The sequence below is a fragment of the Bacteroides faecis genome (assembly GCF_020091505.1).
In the GTDB taxonomy this organism is placed as follows: domain Bacteria; phylum Bacteroidota; class Bacteroidia; order Bacteroidales; family Bacteroidaceae; genus Bacteroides; species Bacteroides faecis.
The window spans coordinates 5,228,391-5,243,856 of sequence record NZ_CP081916.1 but is presented as its reverse complement, the minus strand read 5'-3'; the positions used below and the strand labels follow the sequence as shown (position 1 = coordinate 5,243,856).

The 15,466-nt window shown below is 42.2% G+C and carries 12 protein-coding genes; 8 read left to right on the top strand and 4 right to left on the bottom strand.

From position 1 onward, the window contains the following. Positions 1 to 38: 38 nt before the first annotated feature. The 3 genes from K6V30_RS20685 to K6V30_RS20675 form a co-directional block, all read right to left on the bottom strand. Positions 39 to 980 (bottom strand): DUF5106 domain-containing protein, encoded by a 942-nt coding sequence (locus K6V30_RS20685; RefSeq protein ID WP_055269020.1) that lies wholly within the window; start codon positions 978 to 980, stop codon positions 39 to 41. Between the two features lie 749 nt (positions 981 to 1,729). Beyond that, complete coding sequence (locus K6V30_RS20680) at positions 1,730 to 3,511, bottom strand: sensor histidine kinase (RefSeq protein WP_010538735.1); 1,782 nt, start codon at positions 3,509 to 3,511, stop codon at positions 1,730 to 1,732. A 9-nt stretch (positions 3,512 to 3,520) separates the two neighbouring features. Next, positions 3,521 to 4,210: a response regulator transcription factor gene (locus K6V30_RS20675; protein ID WP_010538734.1), complete on the bottom strand. Its 690-nt coding sequence runs from the start codon at positions 4,208 to 4,210 to the stop codon at positions 3,521 to 3,523. A 240-nt stretch (positions 4,211 to 4,450) separates the two neighbouring features. Between K6V30_RS20675 and K6V30_RS20670 the strand changes: the two genes are divergently transcribed. Genes K6V30_RS20670 through K6V30_RS20655 form a run of 4 tightly spaced genes read left to right on the top strand, consistent with a single transcriptional unit; the run spans position 4,451 to position 9,259 of the window. Continuing rightward, positions 4,451 to 5,644 (top strand): hypothetical protein, encoded by a 1,194-nt coding sequence (locus K6V30_RS20670; protein ID WP_010538733.1) that lies wholly within the window; start codon positions 4,451 to 4,453, stop codon positions 5,642 to 5,644. A 50-nt stretch (positions 5,645 to 5,694) separates the two neighbouring features. Then, complete coding sequence (locus tag K6V30_RS20665) at positions 5,695 to 6,495, top strand: DUF3805 domain-containing protein (protein ID WP_010538732.1); 801 nt, start codon at positions 5,695 to 5,697, stop codon at positions 6,493 to 6,495. After that, a complete protein-coding gene (locus K6V30_RS20660) occupies positions 6,496 to 8,364 on the top strand; it encodes an ABC-F family ATP-binding cassette domain-containing protein (RefSeq protein ID WP_055269019.1) in 1,869 nt (622 codons plus the stop codon). It abuts the gene before it with no gap. Between the two features lie 49 nt (positions 8,365 to 8,413). After that, positions 8,414 to 9,259, top strand: coding sequence for a histidinol-phosphatase (locus tag K6V30_RS20655; protein ID WP_010538730.1), 846 nt, complete (start codon positions 8,414 to 8,416; stop codon positions 9,257 to 9,259). Positions 9,260 to 9,390: 131 nt separating this feature from the next. On the opposite strand, the gene K6V30_RS20650 is transcribed toward K6V30_RS20655, so the two are convergent. Beyond that, positions 9,391 to 10,626, bottom strand: coding sequence for a fucose isomerase (locus tag K6V30_RS20650; protein ID WP_224207196.1), 1,236 nt, complete (start codon positions 10,624 to 10,626; stop codon positions 9,391 to 9,393). A gap of 180 nt (positions 10,627 to 10,806) precedes the next feature. On the opposite strand from K6V30_RS20650, the gene K6V30_RS20645 reads away from it, so the two are divergent. The 4 genes from K6V30_RS20645 (at position 10,807) to rimI (ending at position 15,459) form a co-directional block, all read left to right on the top strand. Beyond that, positions 10,807 to 12,006, top strand: a complete 1,200-nt coding sequence (locus K6V30_RS20645) for a pyridoxal phosphate-dependent aminotransferase (RefSeq protein ID WP_022301816.1) — start codon at positions 10,807 to 10,809, stop codon at positions 12,004 to 12,006. Between the two features lie 156 nt (positions 12,007 to 12,162). After that, positions 12,163 to 13,407 carry an ABC transporter permease gene (locus tag K6V30_RS20640; RefSeq protein WP_055269018.1) on the top strand — a complete coding sequence of 415 codons (1,245 nt, stop codon included), beginning with the start codon at positions 12,163 to 12,165 and terminating at the stop codon, positions 13,405 to 13,407. A 130-nt stretch (positions 13,408 to 13,537) separates the two neighbouring features. After that, positions 13,538 to 15,004: a RimK family protein gene (locus K6V30_RS20635; protein WP_055269017.1), complete on the top strand. Its 1,467-nt coding sequence runs from the start codon at positions 13,538 to 13,540 to the stop codon at positions 15,002 to 15,004. A 2-nt stretch (positions 15,005 to 15,006) separates the two neighbouring features. Then, positions 15,007 to 15,459 (top strand): ribosomal protein S18-alanine N-acetyltransferase, encoded by a 453-nt coding sequence (gene rimI, locus K6V30_RS20630; RefSeq protein ID WP_055269016.1) that lies wholly within the window; start codon positions 15,007 to 15,009, stop codon positions 15,457 to 15,459. The last annotated feature ends 7 nt before the right edge of the window (positions 15,460 to 15,466 follow it).

The window sequence follows — 15,466 nt, the reverse complement described above, 5'->3', positions numbered from 1 at the left end:
GGTGTGGTGGCGGAGGTGTTATTGGGCGTGTATGTTTTTTATTGGGCGTTCGTCATTAAATATTCTTCTATAGCTTGTGCGGTGGCGTCTTTGAGCAGGACGGTTTTCTCCTTGTTTAGGAGGTATAGGGTTGGGATGGCTTTGAGGTCATATAGTTGTTGCTCTTTTATTGCAAATTTCTTGTCGTAGCCGTTGATCCATTCTTTGGGGAATTCGCTGAGGTGTTTTCTCCATTCGTCGAGTTCTTCGTCGGGATAGACGGAGAGGAGGATGAGTTTCTTTTCTTTTAGGAGTTGGTTGATAAAGGGGGCGTTTTTCAGTCCTTCTATTGTTTCGGTGCAGGCATGGCAGCCGGGGTTGTTGATGAATAATAAGATGTAATCGGCTTTCAGTTGATGCAGATTGCCTTGGGCGCCGGAGGCAAGGGTGTAGGTGAAATTCAGAGCTTTGGTACCGATACGGTTTTTCTGTGCCAGTTGCAGGCGGGCTTGAGGACGTATCTTTTCTGTTTTGTCGAGTATGGGCGAGGCTATCATGGCTTCCAGTACGGGAATGTAGTATTCTTCATTGCGCATTGGAGAGTTCGGGTCGTACAGATATTTATCCGCGAGGTCGGTGAAGTAAGCGAATACTTTCTTATCTGCGTTGCTGCGGTCAATCATTTTGCGCATTGCTTCGTGTGCAGTTTCGAGTGGTACGTGGTTTAGCAGGTCGCAATAGTCTGCCCATGCTTGTTCGGTGACTTCCGGGTGATGGATATAATTGGTGTCGGCAAAGTTAACGTTGTCCCAATAGTGCTTTACAAGAAAGTCGGCACGTTGTTCCGGTGCGGTCAGCATGGGTGGGATGGTGGGCAAGGTAAATGATTTGATGGTATCTTGTGGAGTTTCACTTTTGCTCTGACTTGAGGCGTTACCGCTTTTGCAGGCGCATAGGAGAAGGAAACATAAAGCTAACAGGTAATTTATATTCGTTTTCATAATTCACGGTTTTTATATTGGACTTGTATCTAAACACGGAAGACAAAGATAATCCCCTTTTTATTTTAATCAAAGTATTCTCCTTTTTTTCTGTTCTTCTTTTAGGAAAGACGGGAGATGAATGGGGCTGCGAGAGGATTTTTTCTGAGGGCTTCTAGGGGGAAGAATGGAGGGGGATGATGTGCTATTTTTAAGATATTCATCACAAATGTTCGTTGGAAAATGATTCAACCAGAGAAGGAATTGCATAAATCAATGCAATAATATACGGGATTGTGCATAGTATTGCATGTTAGGAGGGATAATATACACATTTTACAAGCAATGTAAGGTGGCTTAGGTCGGTGTGTAAAGCGAGTTTCCTCGGTGAGTAAGGTTGGTCTCCTCGGTGGGCAACTTAATTTAGGTCGGTGGGCAAGTGGTAGCAGCCGAATTTATAGCTTTGGTCAAGCTGGTTGGCGCTTGTCGGATGATCGGAAGGAAGTGATAAAAGGATTGTCGGGAAGATGTGACGAGGATGAAAAGAAAGGAATATCGGCGAGACTCTTTCTTTAGGACAGGAAAATCCCATTATGTGTAAATAATGGGATTTGATTGTTGCCGAATGGAGGCGTTTTTTCGTTTATCTCTGTACGACGGATGAATAAATCGCTTTCTTGCCTATTTGAATATTCCTTTTTGAAGAATGGTCGATTTTTATGCAGATCGCGTGACCATCCTATTGAGGAGGAATAAGAATAGTATGGAGATTATTTCTCTTTCGCCAATGTGAAAACAAATTCCAGACCACCACCTTGGTTGTTCTTGGCTGAGATGTTGCCGCCGTGTATGATCACGGCATTCTTTACAATGGCCAATCCCAGTCCTGTGCCGCCAAGTTTGCGTGAGCGGCCTTTGTCTACCCGGTAGAAGCGTTCGAAGAGGCGGTTCAGATGTTCCGGCGATACCCCTATCCCTGTATCTGCAAAGCTGAAATAATAGTAATTCTCGTCTTCACGGAAACAGTTGATGTTGATTTGTATATTCGATCCTGCGTAGGCGATGGCATTGTCCATCAGGTTACGGAAGATGGAATAGAGCAATGAGTAGTTACCTTTTATCTGAATACCTTTCTTGAGTGAATCGATAACGGTGATATGCTTTTCTTCCAGTTCCAGTGAAACTTCGTTGATGATGTTTCCTACCAGTACGCTGATGTCCACTCGTTCCATATCTATCATGTTGGCGGCTTCGTCCATACGGGTTAGTACGGATATGTCACGTAGCAGACGGCTGAGGCGGTTGCTCTGTGCATAGCAGCGTTCGAGGAAAGTGTTCATCTTCTCGCGGGAGATGTTTTCGTTGTTGACAATCGTTTCCAGATATCCTTGGATACTGCTTACCGGCGTTTTCAGTTCGTGGGCGATATTTTGTGTCAGCTGGCGTTTCAGTCTTACTTGTTCTTCTTCCTGGGTAACGTCGTTGATGGATATCTCGAAACTGGCATCTTGGAAAATGATACATTCTACGATAAAGTTTCGTCCGTTCTTGTTGATGGTGACAGACATACGTTTTTCGTCTTTTCCCCGTGAACGTTGTTGCTGGTTTTTGTTGATGAAGTTGATGATCTCTTTCAGTTCGCTGATAGCGAAAACTTCTTCTGTCGTTTCCAGGTTAGAGTCTGAGATCAGGTTACTGTATTGGGTAAAGAGATTGTTGACCAGAATCTCCTTCTTATCTTTAGTGAATATACCCAGTCCTTCGTGTGAAATCTGAAGGTGGGTAATCAGCTTTTCGCGTTCGATGTAAAGAGCTTCCTTGGTTTCATGCAGACGTCTGTAGATCTGGATAATGTGCTGCGAAATCTCGCCCAGCTCGTTGTGGGGAAAAGCGGATTGCATTGCCATTTCAATCGGTTCGTTCCGGTCGGCACGCATGGCAAATTCGCGTAACTGGCTGATAGAAGTGCCCAGTTTATTCGTGAATTTGTAGAAGATGATGATAAGCAGCAAAGATATGGCAGCTGTAAACCAAAGGTAATGCGGGTCTGCTTGCAGGTTATTGATCAGACTTACATTATAAGGTAGTGCCGAACGGATCATATAATCTCCGTAGCGTGTGGCGGAGTAAAAATAAGGCAATCCGGTAGTTTCAGAAGTACGACGTACATCGAATCCGTTACCCTCTTTCAGGGCTTTCTGCACTTCCGGGCGATTGAGATGGCTCTCTAGTGGCTGATTCTGATTCTTATAACTGTCATAGATCACATTTCCCTGCAGATCGATCAGTGTGACACGTAAGTCTTGTAGCGCATGCTCACGAATATATTTGCTTGTGACTTCTTCGATAGCTGCGCTATTATTCAGGCGTTCATACAGTCGGCTGTTATAATCTTGTAACTGCGTATTCAGTAACTCGATTTTATATTCTCTTTCACGCTGATACTGGTAGGCTATAAAGCAGATGGCGAATACCAGAAACAACGAAATGACCGAAAGGAAAAGCTTCCGGCTGAAAGAAAGGAAATGTTTTTGGGTGACAGGTAGGTTCATAATCGTTTATTATTCTGCTTCAAAGCAATATCCATATCCCAGGCGGGTGACAATACATTTGCCATATTCGCCTATCTTTTTCCGCAGGCGGGTGATATTTACGTCGATGGTACGGTCGAGTACGTAGACTTCATCACTCCAGATGCGGGCAAGAATATCTTCGCGTGAGAATACACGTCCTTTGTTCTGTACCAATAGAAGCAGTATCTCAAATTCTTTTTTAGTCAGCGGTACTTCTTCGTCATCTATGCTCACCTTTTTCTTGGTGATGTCAATCACGAGTGACTGGTAGACAAGTCGTTCGGGCACTTTTTCCGTTTCCGTTGTGGCTGTGCGTCTCAATACAGCTTTCACGCGGGCGATGACTTCACGCAGGGAGAAGGGTTTCGAGATATAGTCGTCTGCTCCCAGGTTGAATCCGGTCACAGTATCATTTTCTGTGTCTTTCGCCGTGATGAAGATGATAGGCACCATAGCCGTCTTTTTGTCCTTCTTCAGCATGTTCGCCATTTTGAATCCGGAGATTTCTCCCATCATCACGTCCAGGAGAATCAGGTGGTAACTGCTGATGTCCATTTTCAGCGCTTCTTCGGCAGAGTTAGCGGTATCCACCTCGTAACCTTCATTCTCAAGATTAAATTTCAGGATCTCACAGAGGTCTTCTTCATCGTCGACAACTAAAATACGGTAATCGTTCATAAGATATATGTATTAATGTGATATGACAAAGTTAAGTTTTTATTTTATTCCGGGACAAAGATGAGGAGATTTTGTTACGGGCGGATGAAACAAATGTTACAATCATATTACATTCGACGGAAAGTGGCAAGTGAGAGGGGATTTAAAAGATTTTGTTGAATACCCAAGTAAAAAACGGTTGTTATTTGTTATCTTTGTTAGCGATATAAGGTAATAATACATATATTAAGGATATAGATAATGATAAGAATAGATCTGAAACGCTATAGACGCGAAATCATAGGAGCAGTCATTGTGCTCCTTATTTTAATTGGGGGAATATCAGTCTTTAAATATTCTGCTTTTAATTCAGGTTTCGAGATAGTAGATGATTTGGGAGGGAATATCTTTCCGTCGGCTATTTTGTCGGTAGCGACCACAGATGCTCAGGTTATTACTCCTACCGATTCTATGTATCTGGGAAATCCGAAGTCATGTATTGCCATCCGCGTAAAGTCGCGGACAGCTTACAGCAGGGTCCGGATTGAAGTTGCCGAAACTCCGTTTTTCTCACGTTCCGTATCGGAATTCGTACTGAATAAACCAAGAACAGAATATACCATTTATCCGGATATCATCTGGAATTATGAAGCATTGAAGAATAATGTGCAGGCGGAACCGGTGAGCGTGGCGGTAAAAGTAGAAATGAATGGAAAAGATATGGGGCAGCGGGTGCGTACATTTTCAGTACGTAGCGTCAATGAGTGCCTGTTGGGATATGTAGCCAATGGAACGAAGTTCTATGATACCAGCATTTTCTTTGCGGCCTATGTGAATGAAGAGAATCCGATGATCGACCAGCTACTGCGTGAAGCCTTGAATACTCGTATTGTAAACCGCTTTCTGGGCTATCAAAGTACGGCAAAAGGAGCAGTAGACAAGCAGGTATATGCCCTCTGGAATGTTTTGCAGAAACGTAAATTCCGTTATAGCTCTGTTTCTAACACGAGCCTTTCCAGTAATGTCGTCTTTTCGCAGCGTGTCCGTACTTTTGATGACGCTTTGGAGTCTTCGCAGATTAATTGCGTGGATGGAAGTGTACTGTTTGCGTCGTTGCTTCGTTCGATTAATATCGAACCTATATTAGTGCGTACTCCGGGACATATGTTTGTGGGATATTACACCGACAACTCACATAAGGATATGAATTTTCTTGAAACGACGATGATCGGTGATGTCGACCTGGACGACTTCTTTCCGGACGAACAACTGGACTCTACGATGGTAGGTAAATCACAGAATGAAATGTCTTTACTGACTTTTGAGAAATCGAAACAATACGCTAATAAAAAGTATAAGGATAATGTAGAAGGAATCCATTCCGGAAAGTTGAACTACATGTTTTTGGAGATTTCCAAAGAAGTGCGGAGGAAAATACAGCCCATAGGGAAGTGAGATTCATTTTTAATTTGTATTTTTGCCAAGTAATCATTTAACGAAAAAGAATGCAAGGCAAGAAATTTATCTCTCCCGGAGCTTGGTTTTCTATAAACTATCCGTCGGACTGGAATGAGTTTGAAGATGGCGAAGGCTCTTTTCTTTTCTATAATCCCGATGTTTGGACGGGAAACTTTCGTATATCTGCATTTAAAGGGAATGCCGGTTATGGCAAAGAAGCCATTCGGCTGGAGTTGAAAGAGAACGATTCGGCTTCATTGGTGAAAATCGGACAGTTGGATTGCGCTTATAGCAAAGAGATGTTTCAGGAAGACGGCACGTATTACACTTCTCATTTATGGATCACAGGCATTGACAATATAGCTTTCGAATGTTCGTTTACCGTCCCCAAGGGAGGAGCGGTGAAAGAAGCGGAAGAGGTGATTGCTACGTTGGAGATTCGTAAGGAAGATCAGAAATATCCGGCAGAATTGATTCCCATCCGTCTTTCGGAAATCTATCTGGTGAATGAAAGTTATGAGTGGACCGTGTCGATGGTGAAACAGGAACTGAAAAAAGATTTTCAGGGAGTGGAAGAAGACTTGGAGAAACTGCAACAAGTGATTGATTCCGGCAAAATAGGACCGAAAAAGAAAGAGGAGTGGATGGCGATAGGTATCACCATTTGCGCTATCCTTGCAAATGAGATCGATGGCATGGAATGGATGACATTGATTGACGGTAATCGTGAGGCACCTTTGCTCCGGTATAAAGACCGGACTATCGACCCGATGAAGTTAACATGGAGCAGAGTGAAGGCAGGAGAGCCTTGCAACGTAGTAGAGGAATATAAGAAGTGTTTGGATTAAATGGCAGTACCTTATTTACAAGTAGACAACCTGACCAAGTCTTTCGGAGATCTGGTTCTTTTTGAAAATATATCATTTGGCATTGCCGAAGGGCAGCGTGTCGGATTAATAGCAAAGAATGGTAGTGGAAAGACTACTTTATTGAATATTATCTCAGGGAAAGAAGGGCATGATAGCGGTAGCATCGTTTTCCGCCGTGATCTCCGTGTAGATTATCTGGAGCAGGATCCGCAGTACCCCGAAGAACTGACTGTTCTTGAAGCTTGCTTTCATCATGGAAACAGTACTGTAGAACTGATTAAGGAATACGAGCGTTGTATGGAAACCGAAGGACATCCGGGACTGGAAGATCTTTTGGCGCGCATGGATCAGGAAAAAGCATGGGAGTACGAACAGAAAGCAAAGCAGATTCTATCTCAACTGAAAATCAGAAATTTTGATCAGAAGGTGAAGCAACTGTCCGGCGGACAATTGAAGCGTGTTGCATTGGCCAACGCCTTGATTACCGAACCCGACCTGCTGATTCTGGATGAGCCTACCAACCATTTGGATCTGGATATGACTGAATGGCTGGAAGAATATCTCCGCCGTACCAACCTTAGCCTGTTGATGGTAACGCATGACCGTTATTTCCTCGACCGTGTTTGTTCGGAGATTATTGAAATAGACAATCAGCAACTGTATCAATATAAAGGAAATTACAGCTATTATCTGGAGAAACGTGAGGAACGTATCGAAGCGAAAAGCGTGGAAATAGAACGCGCCAATAATCTTTATCGTACTGAACTCGACTGGATGCGCCGGATGCCACAGGCACGCGGTCATAAAGCCCGTTATCGTGAAGACGCTTTTTATGAATTGGAGAAAGTTGCCAAACAGCGCCAGCGTAATGATAACGTGAAACTGGAAGTAAAAGCGTCTTATATTGGAAGCAAGATATTTGAAGCTGATCATTTATCCAAGAGCTTCGGTGATCTGAAGATTCTGGACGATTTCTCATATATTTTCTCCCGTTATGAGAAAATGGGTATTGTGGGAAATAACGGTACCGGAAAATCTACTTTCATTAAAATATTAATGGGACTGGTAAAACCGGATGGAGGAACAATAGACATCGGCGAAACAGTTCGTTTCGGTTATTACTCGCAGGATGGGCTTCAGTTTGACGAGCAGATGAAGGTTATTGATGTGGTACAGGATATTGCCGAAGTAATTGAACTGGGTAATGGCAAGAAACTGACAGCCTCACAATTCCTGCAACATTTCCTGTTTACTCCGGAAACGCAGCATAGTTATGTCTGTAAACTGAGTGGAGGAGAGCGCCGTCGTCTTTACTTGTGCACGGTCTTGATGCGTAATCCTAACTTTCTGGTATTGGATGAGCCTACCAACGATCTGGATATCATTACCTTGAATGTTTTGGAAGAATACCTCCAGAGTTTCAAAGGCTGTGTGATTGTTGTATCTCACGACCGCTACTTTATGGATAAGGTTGTTGATCATCTGTTGGTCTTTAACGGTCAGGGAGATATCCGGGACTTCCCCGGTAACTACAGTGATTATCGTGACTGGAAAGAAGCGAAAGCTCAGAAAGAAAAAGAAGCAGAGAAGCCGCAGGAAGAGAAAACAGCCCGTGTTCGTCTGAATGATAAACGTAAAATGAGTTTCAAGGAAAAACGTGAGTTCGAACAGCTGGAAAAAGAAATAGCACAACTGGAAGCGGAGAAGGTACAGATTGAGGAATTGCTTTGTAGTGGTACTCTTTCTGTAGATGAACTGACTGACAAGTCTAAACGTTTGCCTGAAGTGAATGAACTGATTGACGAAAAGACAATGCGTTGGTTAGAATTAAGCGAGATAGAAGGTTGATGCCGATAAAGATTAATATGAAAACCGAAATAACCAGATAAAACCTATTATGCCCAATCTGACTAATTATCATAGCCACTGTCTGTATTGTGACGGGCGAGCTAATATGGAAGATTTTATTCGTTTTGCCATAAGTGCAGGCTTTACTTCTTATGGTATTTCGTCTCACGCTCCACTGCCATTTTCTACCGCATGGACAATGGAATGGGATCGGATGGATGATTATCTTGCTGAGTTTTCCCGCCTGAAAGAGAAATATGCCGATAAGATAGAATTAATCATCGGTCTTGAAATTGATTATTTGAATGAGGAAAGCCATCCCGCTTTGCCTAGTTTTCAGAATCTGCCACTTGATTATCGGATCGGTTCCGTGCATATGCTCTATTCTCCGGAAGGAAAAGTAGTGGATATTGATACTCCGGCAGATACTTTCCGGCAGTTGGTAGATCAGCATTTTGGAGGTAATCTTGATTACGTGATTTGGTCATACTATAACAATCTGTTTCATATGTTAGATTTGGGAGGCTTTGATATTGTAGGTCATGCGGATAAAATGCATTACAATGCTTCCTGTTATCGCCCCGGCTTATTAGATGAGTTATGGTATGACAGATTGCTACATCGATATTTTACGACAATTGCCGAACATGGATATATTGTTGAAATCAATACAAAGTCCTATCATGATTTGGGGACTTTTTACCCGAATGAACGTTATTTTTCTTTGTTGAAAGAGTTAGGTGTCCGGGTACAAGTGAACAGTGATGCCCACTATCCGGAACGGATCAATAACAGCCGCGTGGAAGCGTTGACTGCTCTGAAGAAGGCCGGTTTCTCCTCTGTAGTGGAGTGGCATGGCGGTAAGTGGGAAGATGTAGCTATTGAACTTTCATAAAATATAGCCTGATTAAAAACAGAGGCTCTGGTTGGTTGTAACTGAACCTCTGTTTGATATAAATAAAGCCTCTGTTGGTCTTCAACAGAGGCTTTATTTTATGATGAGTCTAAAAGTGTTTTTTAGAATGTTTATTCTGTCCGCTTGTAGGCATTTGCCATGAAGAACTCATTCAATGTATCTTCATAGTTACCATGAATCATGATGTGATGGTTGCCCAACGGATTTTTCAAGAAATATTCTGCCGGGGTATTCATCCGGATACGTACCTGTGTACGGCACATATTAATATAATTGGTATTTTCGGTCAGTGTTCCTGTAGACAGATAATATTCATCCAGACATTCACCACCACATTTAATGACCGTTACATCTCCGGTGGGAAGTAGTCCTTGTATGGCTATTCCTTTTTCCGTCTCAAAATGATTACGGATGATATATCTTTCCGTTTGTTGCAGTCCTACGGTACAATGTGCTAATATCAGTTCGTTTGTCCGGGTATTGATCATAGAAGGATTTGCCATGAAACCTTCTTTGGTTGTAAGTGCTTTGACAGCCAGAAGGGTGAAGATGGATTGAAGGTCTCCTTCACATCCTGCCATTATTCCGTCGTCATTCAATAAGGATAATGCCAGGCAACCGGTAGTGTCTATCTGCTCGATCAACTTGAAGCAACTTAAAGTCAGTGCTTCCAGCTTTTCTTCTTTACATATCTTCTTTATCGCCCGGTATAATCGCATAGCCTTGATTAAATCTTCAGGACTTCCCTCGCGACAAGCAAGAGCTTGCGAAGCAACGGCAGCACACGATGCACCTACTTCTTCATCTGTAATTTGTTGAAAATGTTCATAGACTCGTTCCAGTGGAATATCTATGTATTCGATGCCCCAGCGGCGCTTAGCCAAAAGATAGTCAACATTACTGGCAACCAACCAGGAAGAAGGAGTACCGATGACGCCTATACGTTTACCAAACAAAGAACGCTGTGCCCGGAAATTGTTATAAAGTATATGTACCCTTTGAACGATAGACGGGAGTTCACCATGAAGAATTTCGCTCTTCATTCCCCTTCCTCGCAACCAAGTTGATATTTCCAGTGCTGCAGCAAGTGAGTTCTGCATACCGTCTGCTAACAAAATGGCAGGTCGGGGCAGACGTTCGAAATGCTGGATAACCAGTCTTTCCACTCCTCCGGTAGCGACAAAAATGATCTTGAAATCATCACTGTTCAGCTTATCCATATCTTGATAATCGATGAGCCTTACAGTATAATATTTTTCAAGCTCACTCAAAATAGCTTCGTGTGAACTACGCAACGAGGCTTGTTTATGTAGTATTGAAGCGAATGCGATAAGGTGTATGGTCATTATGATATTGTTTTAAGTTTTCTGTATTACAAATGTATAGCTTTCTTTTCAAATTACCATAAGGTTTTTAACCTTGCTAAGGTTTTTAAAGTTTTTATGTCTCTGTATTCAAATAATTGCGTACATTTGCAGCTCCAAGTTAAATAGTAAATAGTAAATTGTAAAATAGTCAATAAAATTATGCCGACCATATCCATTCGCGGAAACGAGATGCCTGCATCTCCTATCAGAAAGCTGGCTCCATTGGCAGACGCTGCCAAGCAACGGGGAGTCCATGTGTTTCACCTGAATATCGGACAGCCTGATCTGCCCACTCCTCAGGCCGCGATTGACGCGATACGCAATATTGATCGTAAAGTACTGGAATATAGCCCCAGTGCCGGAAACCGTAGCTATCGCGAGAAACTAGTAGGATATTATGCAAAGTTCAACATCAACCTGACGGCTGACGATATAATTATTACATCAGGAGGTTCGGAAGCGGTACTTTTCTCCTTCCTTTCCTGTTTGAATCCGGGTGATGAAATCATAGTTCCGGAACCTGCATACGCCAATTATATGGCATTTGCCATTTCTGCTGGAGCAAAGATCCGTACGATTGCCACGACCATTGAAGAAGGGTTTTCTCTGCCGAAAGTGGAGAAATTCGAAGAATTGATCAACGAACGTACCAAAGCGATTCTGATTTGCAACCCGAATAATCCGACAGGATATCTGTATACCCGTCGTGAAATGAATCAGATTCGGGATTTGGTGAAGAAGTATGACCTCTTCCTCTTTTCGGATGAAGTATATCGTGAATTTATTTATACCGGTTCCCCTTATATCTCTGCCTGCCATTTGGAAGGTATTGAGAATAATGTCGTACTGATCGATTCTGTTTCAAAACGTTATTCCGAATGTGGTATTCGCATCGGTGCTTTGATTACCAAGAACAAAGAGATACGTGATGCTGTTATGAAGTTCTGTCAGGCTCGTTTGAGTCCTCCTTTAATCGGACAGATAGCTGCTGAGGCCTCTCTGGATGCTCCGGAAGAATATTCACGGGAGACGTATGATGAATACGTGGAACGTCGTAAATGCCTGATTGACGGATTGAACCGTATTCCGGGTGTTTATTCTCCAATTCCGATGGGGGCTTTCTATACTGTAGCCAAACTTCCTGTAGATGATTCGGATAAGTTCTGTGCCTGGTGTCTTTCTGATTTTGAATATGAAGGGCAAACTGTATTTATGGCTCCGGCTTCTGGTTTTTATACTACCCCGGGCTCAGGTACCAATGAAGTCCGTATCGCCTACGTATTGAAGAAAGAAGATTTGAACCGTGCGCTTTTTATTTTGCAGAAGGCTTTGGAAGCGTATCCGGGAAGAACGGAATAAGGAATAGATTAATAAGTATTAAGTATTAACCGTAGACGCTGATTGGCGTATGATGTATTATAAGGTAATGTCTTAATGCTTAATAAATACTTAATTCCTAATCTCTAAATAAGCTGTGGCTAATACTTAATACCTATTACTTAATATTTAAAAGAATTGTCGTTATCTCTTTTTATAGCTCGTCGTATTTATCGCGAAAGCGATGGTGGAAAGCAGGTTTCACGTCCTGCGGTCCTCATTGCTATGGCCGGTATTGCTATCGGGCTGGCTGTTATGATTATTGCGGTGGCAGTAGTTATAGGGTTTAAAAGTGAGGTAAGGAATAAAGTGATCGGATTCGGGTCACACATTCAGATAGCGAACCTGGATGCGGTTAATTCTTATGAGACTCATCCGATAGCGGTAGGCGACAGCATGATGACTGCTCTTTCCAGCTATCCCGAAGTAAGCCATGTGCAACGTTATTCCACAAAGCCGGGGATGATAAAAACGGATGATGCTTTTCAAGGAATGGTCTTGAAAGGTGTCGGACCGGAGTTTGATCCTGGTTTTATGCAAGAGTATCTGGTGGAAGGAGAGATTCCTGTGTTCAGCGATTCGGTTTCCAGTAATCAGGTACTTATCTCCAAGGCATTGGCTACCAAAATGAAGTTGAAGCTGGGGGATAAGATATATACCTATTATATCCAGGATAATATTCGTGCCCGACGTTTGACGATTGCAGGTATTTATCAGACCAATTTTTCCGAATATGATAACCTCTTTTTATTGACGGACCTTTATTCAGTAAATCGCCTGAATGGCTGGCAGCCGGAGCAGGTGAGTGGAGTAGAGTTGCAGGTGCATAACTATGATAAGCTGGAAGATATAACTTATGAAATAGCAGTTGACACTGACAACCAGCGGGATGAGTTTGGCGGTATATATTATGTACGCAACATAGAACAACTGAATCCTCAAATATTTGAATGGTTGAATTTGCTTGATCTTAATGTATGGGTAATCCTTTTTCTGATGATTGGAGTTGCTGGCTTTACCATGATTTCCGGTTTGCTGATTATTATCATAGAACGAACTAATATGATCGGAATATTAAAGGCTCTGGGAGCTGATAATTTTACGATTCGCAAGACTTTTCTTTGGTTTGCAGTTTTTCTTATTGGTAAAGGAATGCTTTGGGGAAATGTAATTGGACTGGCATTCTGCTTTATTCAATCTCAATTTGGAATATTCAAACTTGATCCGGAGAATTATTATGTGGATACAGTATCGGTTTCTTTCAATATTTGGTTCTTCCTTTTGATTAATGCAGGTACTTTGCTGGCATCCGTCCTGATGCTGATTGGCCCTTCTTTCCTAATAACAAAGATCAATCCTGCAAGTTCCATGCGATACGAGTAATCCCTTCTTTTTCTTTTCTTTTTTTGCTGCAAAAATAATTTAGACTCTTACGTGATGTAGAGTGAATAATATGTCTATATTTGCGCCCAATTTACTTAATATCCTCTTGTAGGTTTAATTTTTAACCATTATGAATAATGTGTTAATTCTGTTGGATAATCCGGATGACTGGAAACCGTATTGTGAGACAAAAAGTATCCTGACTGTTTCCGACTATCTGAAGAACAAGCCGGTTGAAAAAGACCGGAAGTTAGTTATTAATCTTAGCAATGATTACAGCTATAATTCCGAAGGGTATTATTGTTCGTTGCTTGCCCAAACGAGAGGACAACGGGTGATTCCCGATGTTGATATCATCAATAAACTGGAGACAGGGACAGGAATCCGTATGGATCGTAGTTTGCAGGCATTGTGTTATCAGTGGATTCAGAAGAATGAGATCAAAAGTGATATCTGGTATCTGAATATCTATTTCGGGAAATGCCGTGAGAAAGGGTTGGAAAGAGTAGCCCGTTTTATTTTCGAGAATTATCCCTGTCCATTACTGAAAGTTGCCCTGAATACTCATCCTAAGAATCAGATTGAAAGTGTTCAGTTTTTGCCTTTGAACCGGTTGGATGATGAGGAACAGGACTTCTTTGCTAATACACTCGATAATTTTAATAAGAAGATATGGCGTGCGCCTAAGTCGACAAAAGTTCCCAGATATAGTTTGGCAGTACTCATTGATCCGAAAGAAAAATTTCCGCCTAGTAACAAAGGGGCTTTGCATAAGCTGTCCGAAGTAGCCAAGAAGATGAATATTCATGTTGAAATGATTACGGAAGATGACGCTATGCGCTTGCTGGAGTTTGATGCGCTGTTTATCCGTACGACGACATCACTGAATCACTATACATTCCATTTGTCGCAGTTGGCTGCACAAAATGGAATGGTAGTTATTGATGATCCGTTGTCTATTATCCGGTGTACGAATAAGGTTTATCTGAAAGAACTTTTTGAGAAAGAAAAGATTTCGGCACCGAAGTCTACATTGATTTTCCAGTCCAATGAAAATTCGTTCGAACAGATAAGCGAGCAGGTAGGTGCTCCTTTCATTTTGAAGATACCGGACGGTTCTTATTCCATTGGGATGAAAAAAGTATCCAATGAAGAAGAGCTGAAAACCAGCCTTGAAGTCCTTTTCGAGAAGTCGGCTATCTTATTGGCACAGGCGTTTACGCCTACGGAGTTTGATTGGCGTGTTGGTTTGTTGAATGGAGTACCTTTGTATGCCTGCAAGTACTACATGGCAAAAGGACATTGGCAGATTTATTGCCATTATGATTCGGGAAGGAGCCGCTGTGGATTAGTGGATACGATTCCTATCTATCAAGTACCACGTGTGGTATTGGATACAGCGATAAAAGCTGCCAATCTCATAGGAAAAGGTTTGTATGGAGTAGACTTGAAAATGGTGGATGATAAGGCTTACGTTATTGAAATCAATGATAATCCGAGTATTGACCATGAATTGGAAGATGCGATTATCGGTGACGAAATGTATTATCGTCTGCTGAATCACTTTGAGCAGGCTTTGGATATGAAACATTATTAGTGATGGAACAGACCGTATACCTTCGCAAAGCAAATTTGAGGGATATTCCTGCTATTCTGGAAATAGAGCAGGAATGTTTCCGGGAAGATAGTTTCTCGCGGGAACAGTTTGCCTATCTGATCGGTCGTTCAAAAGGAATCTTTTATGTGGTGGTAGAGCAAGAGCAGATTATAGCTTATATCTCGTTGTTGCTTCATGCGGGAACTCGCTATCTGAGAATATATTCGATAGCTGTCCATCCGGATTTCAGAGGTCGGAAACTGGGGCAGTTACTGATGGAACAGACGATTGCTACAGCTCATGACTGTAAGGCGGCAAAGATTACACTCGAAGTGAAAGTTACAAATACTCCTGCTATCAGGTTATATATGAAAAATGGCTTTATTCCCGTGGGAGTAAAGCCAGCCTATTATCATGATGGTTCGGATGCGATTTATATGCAGCGAACCCTGTAATCTATAT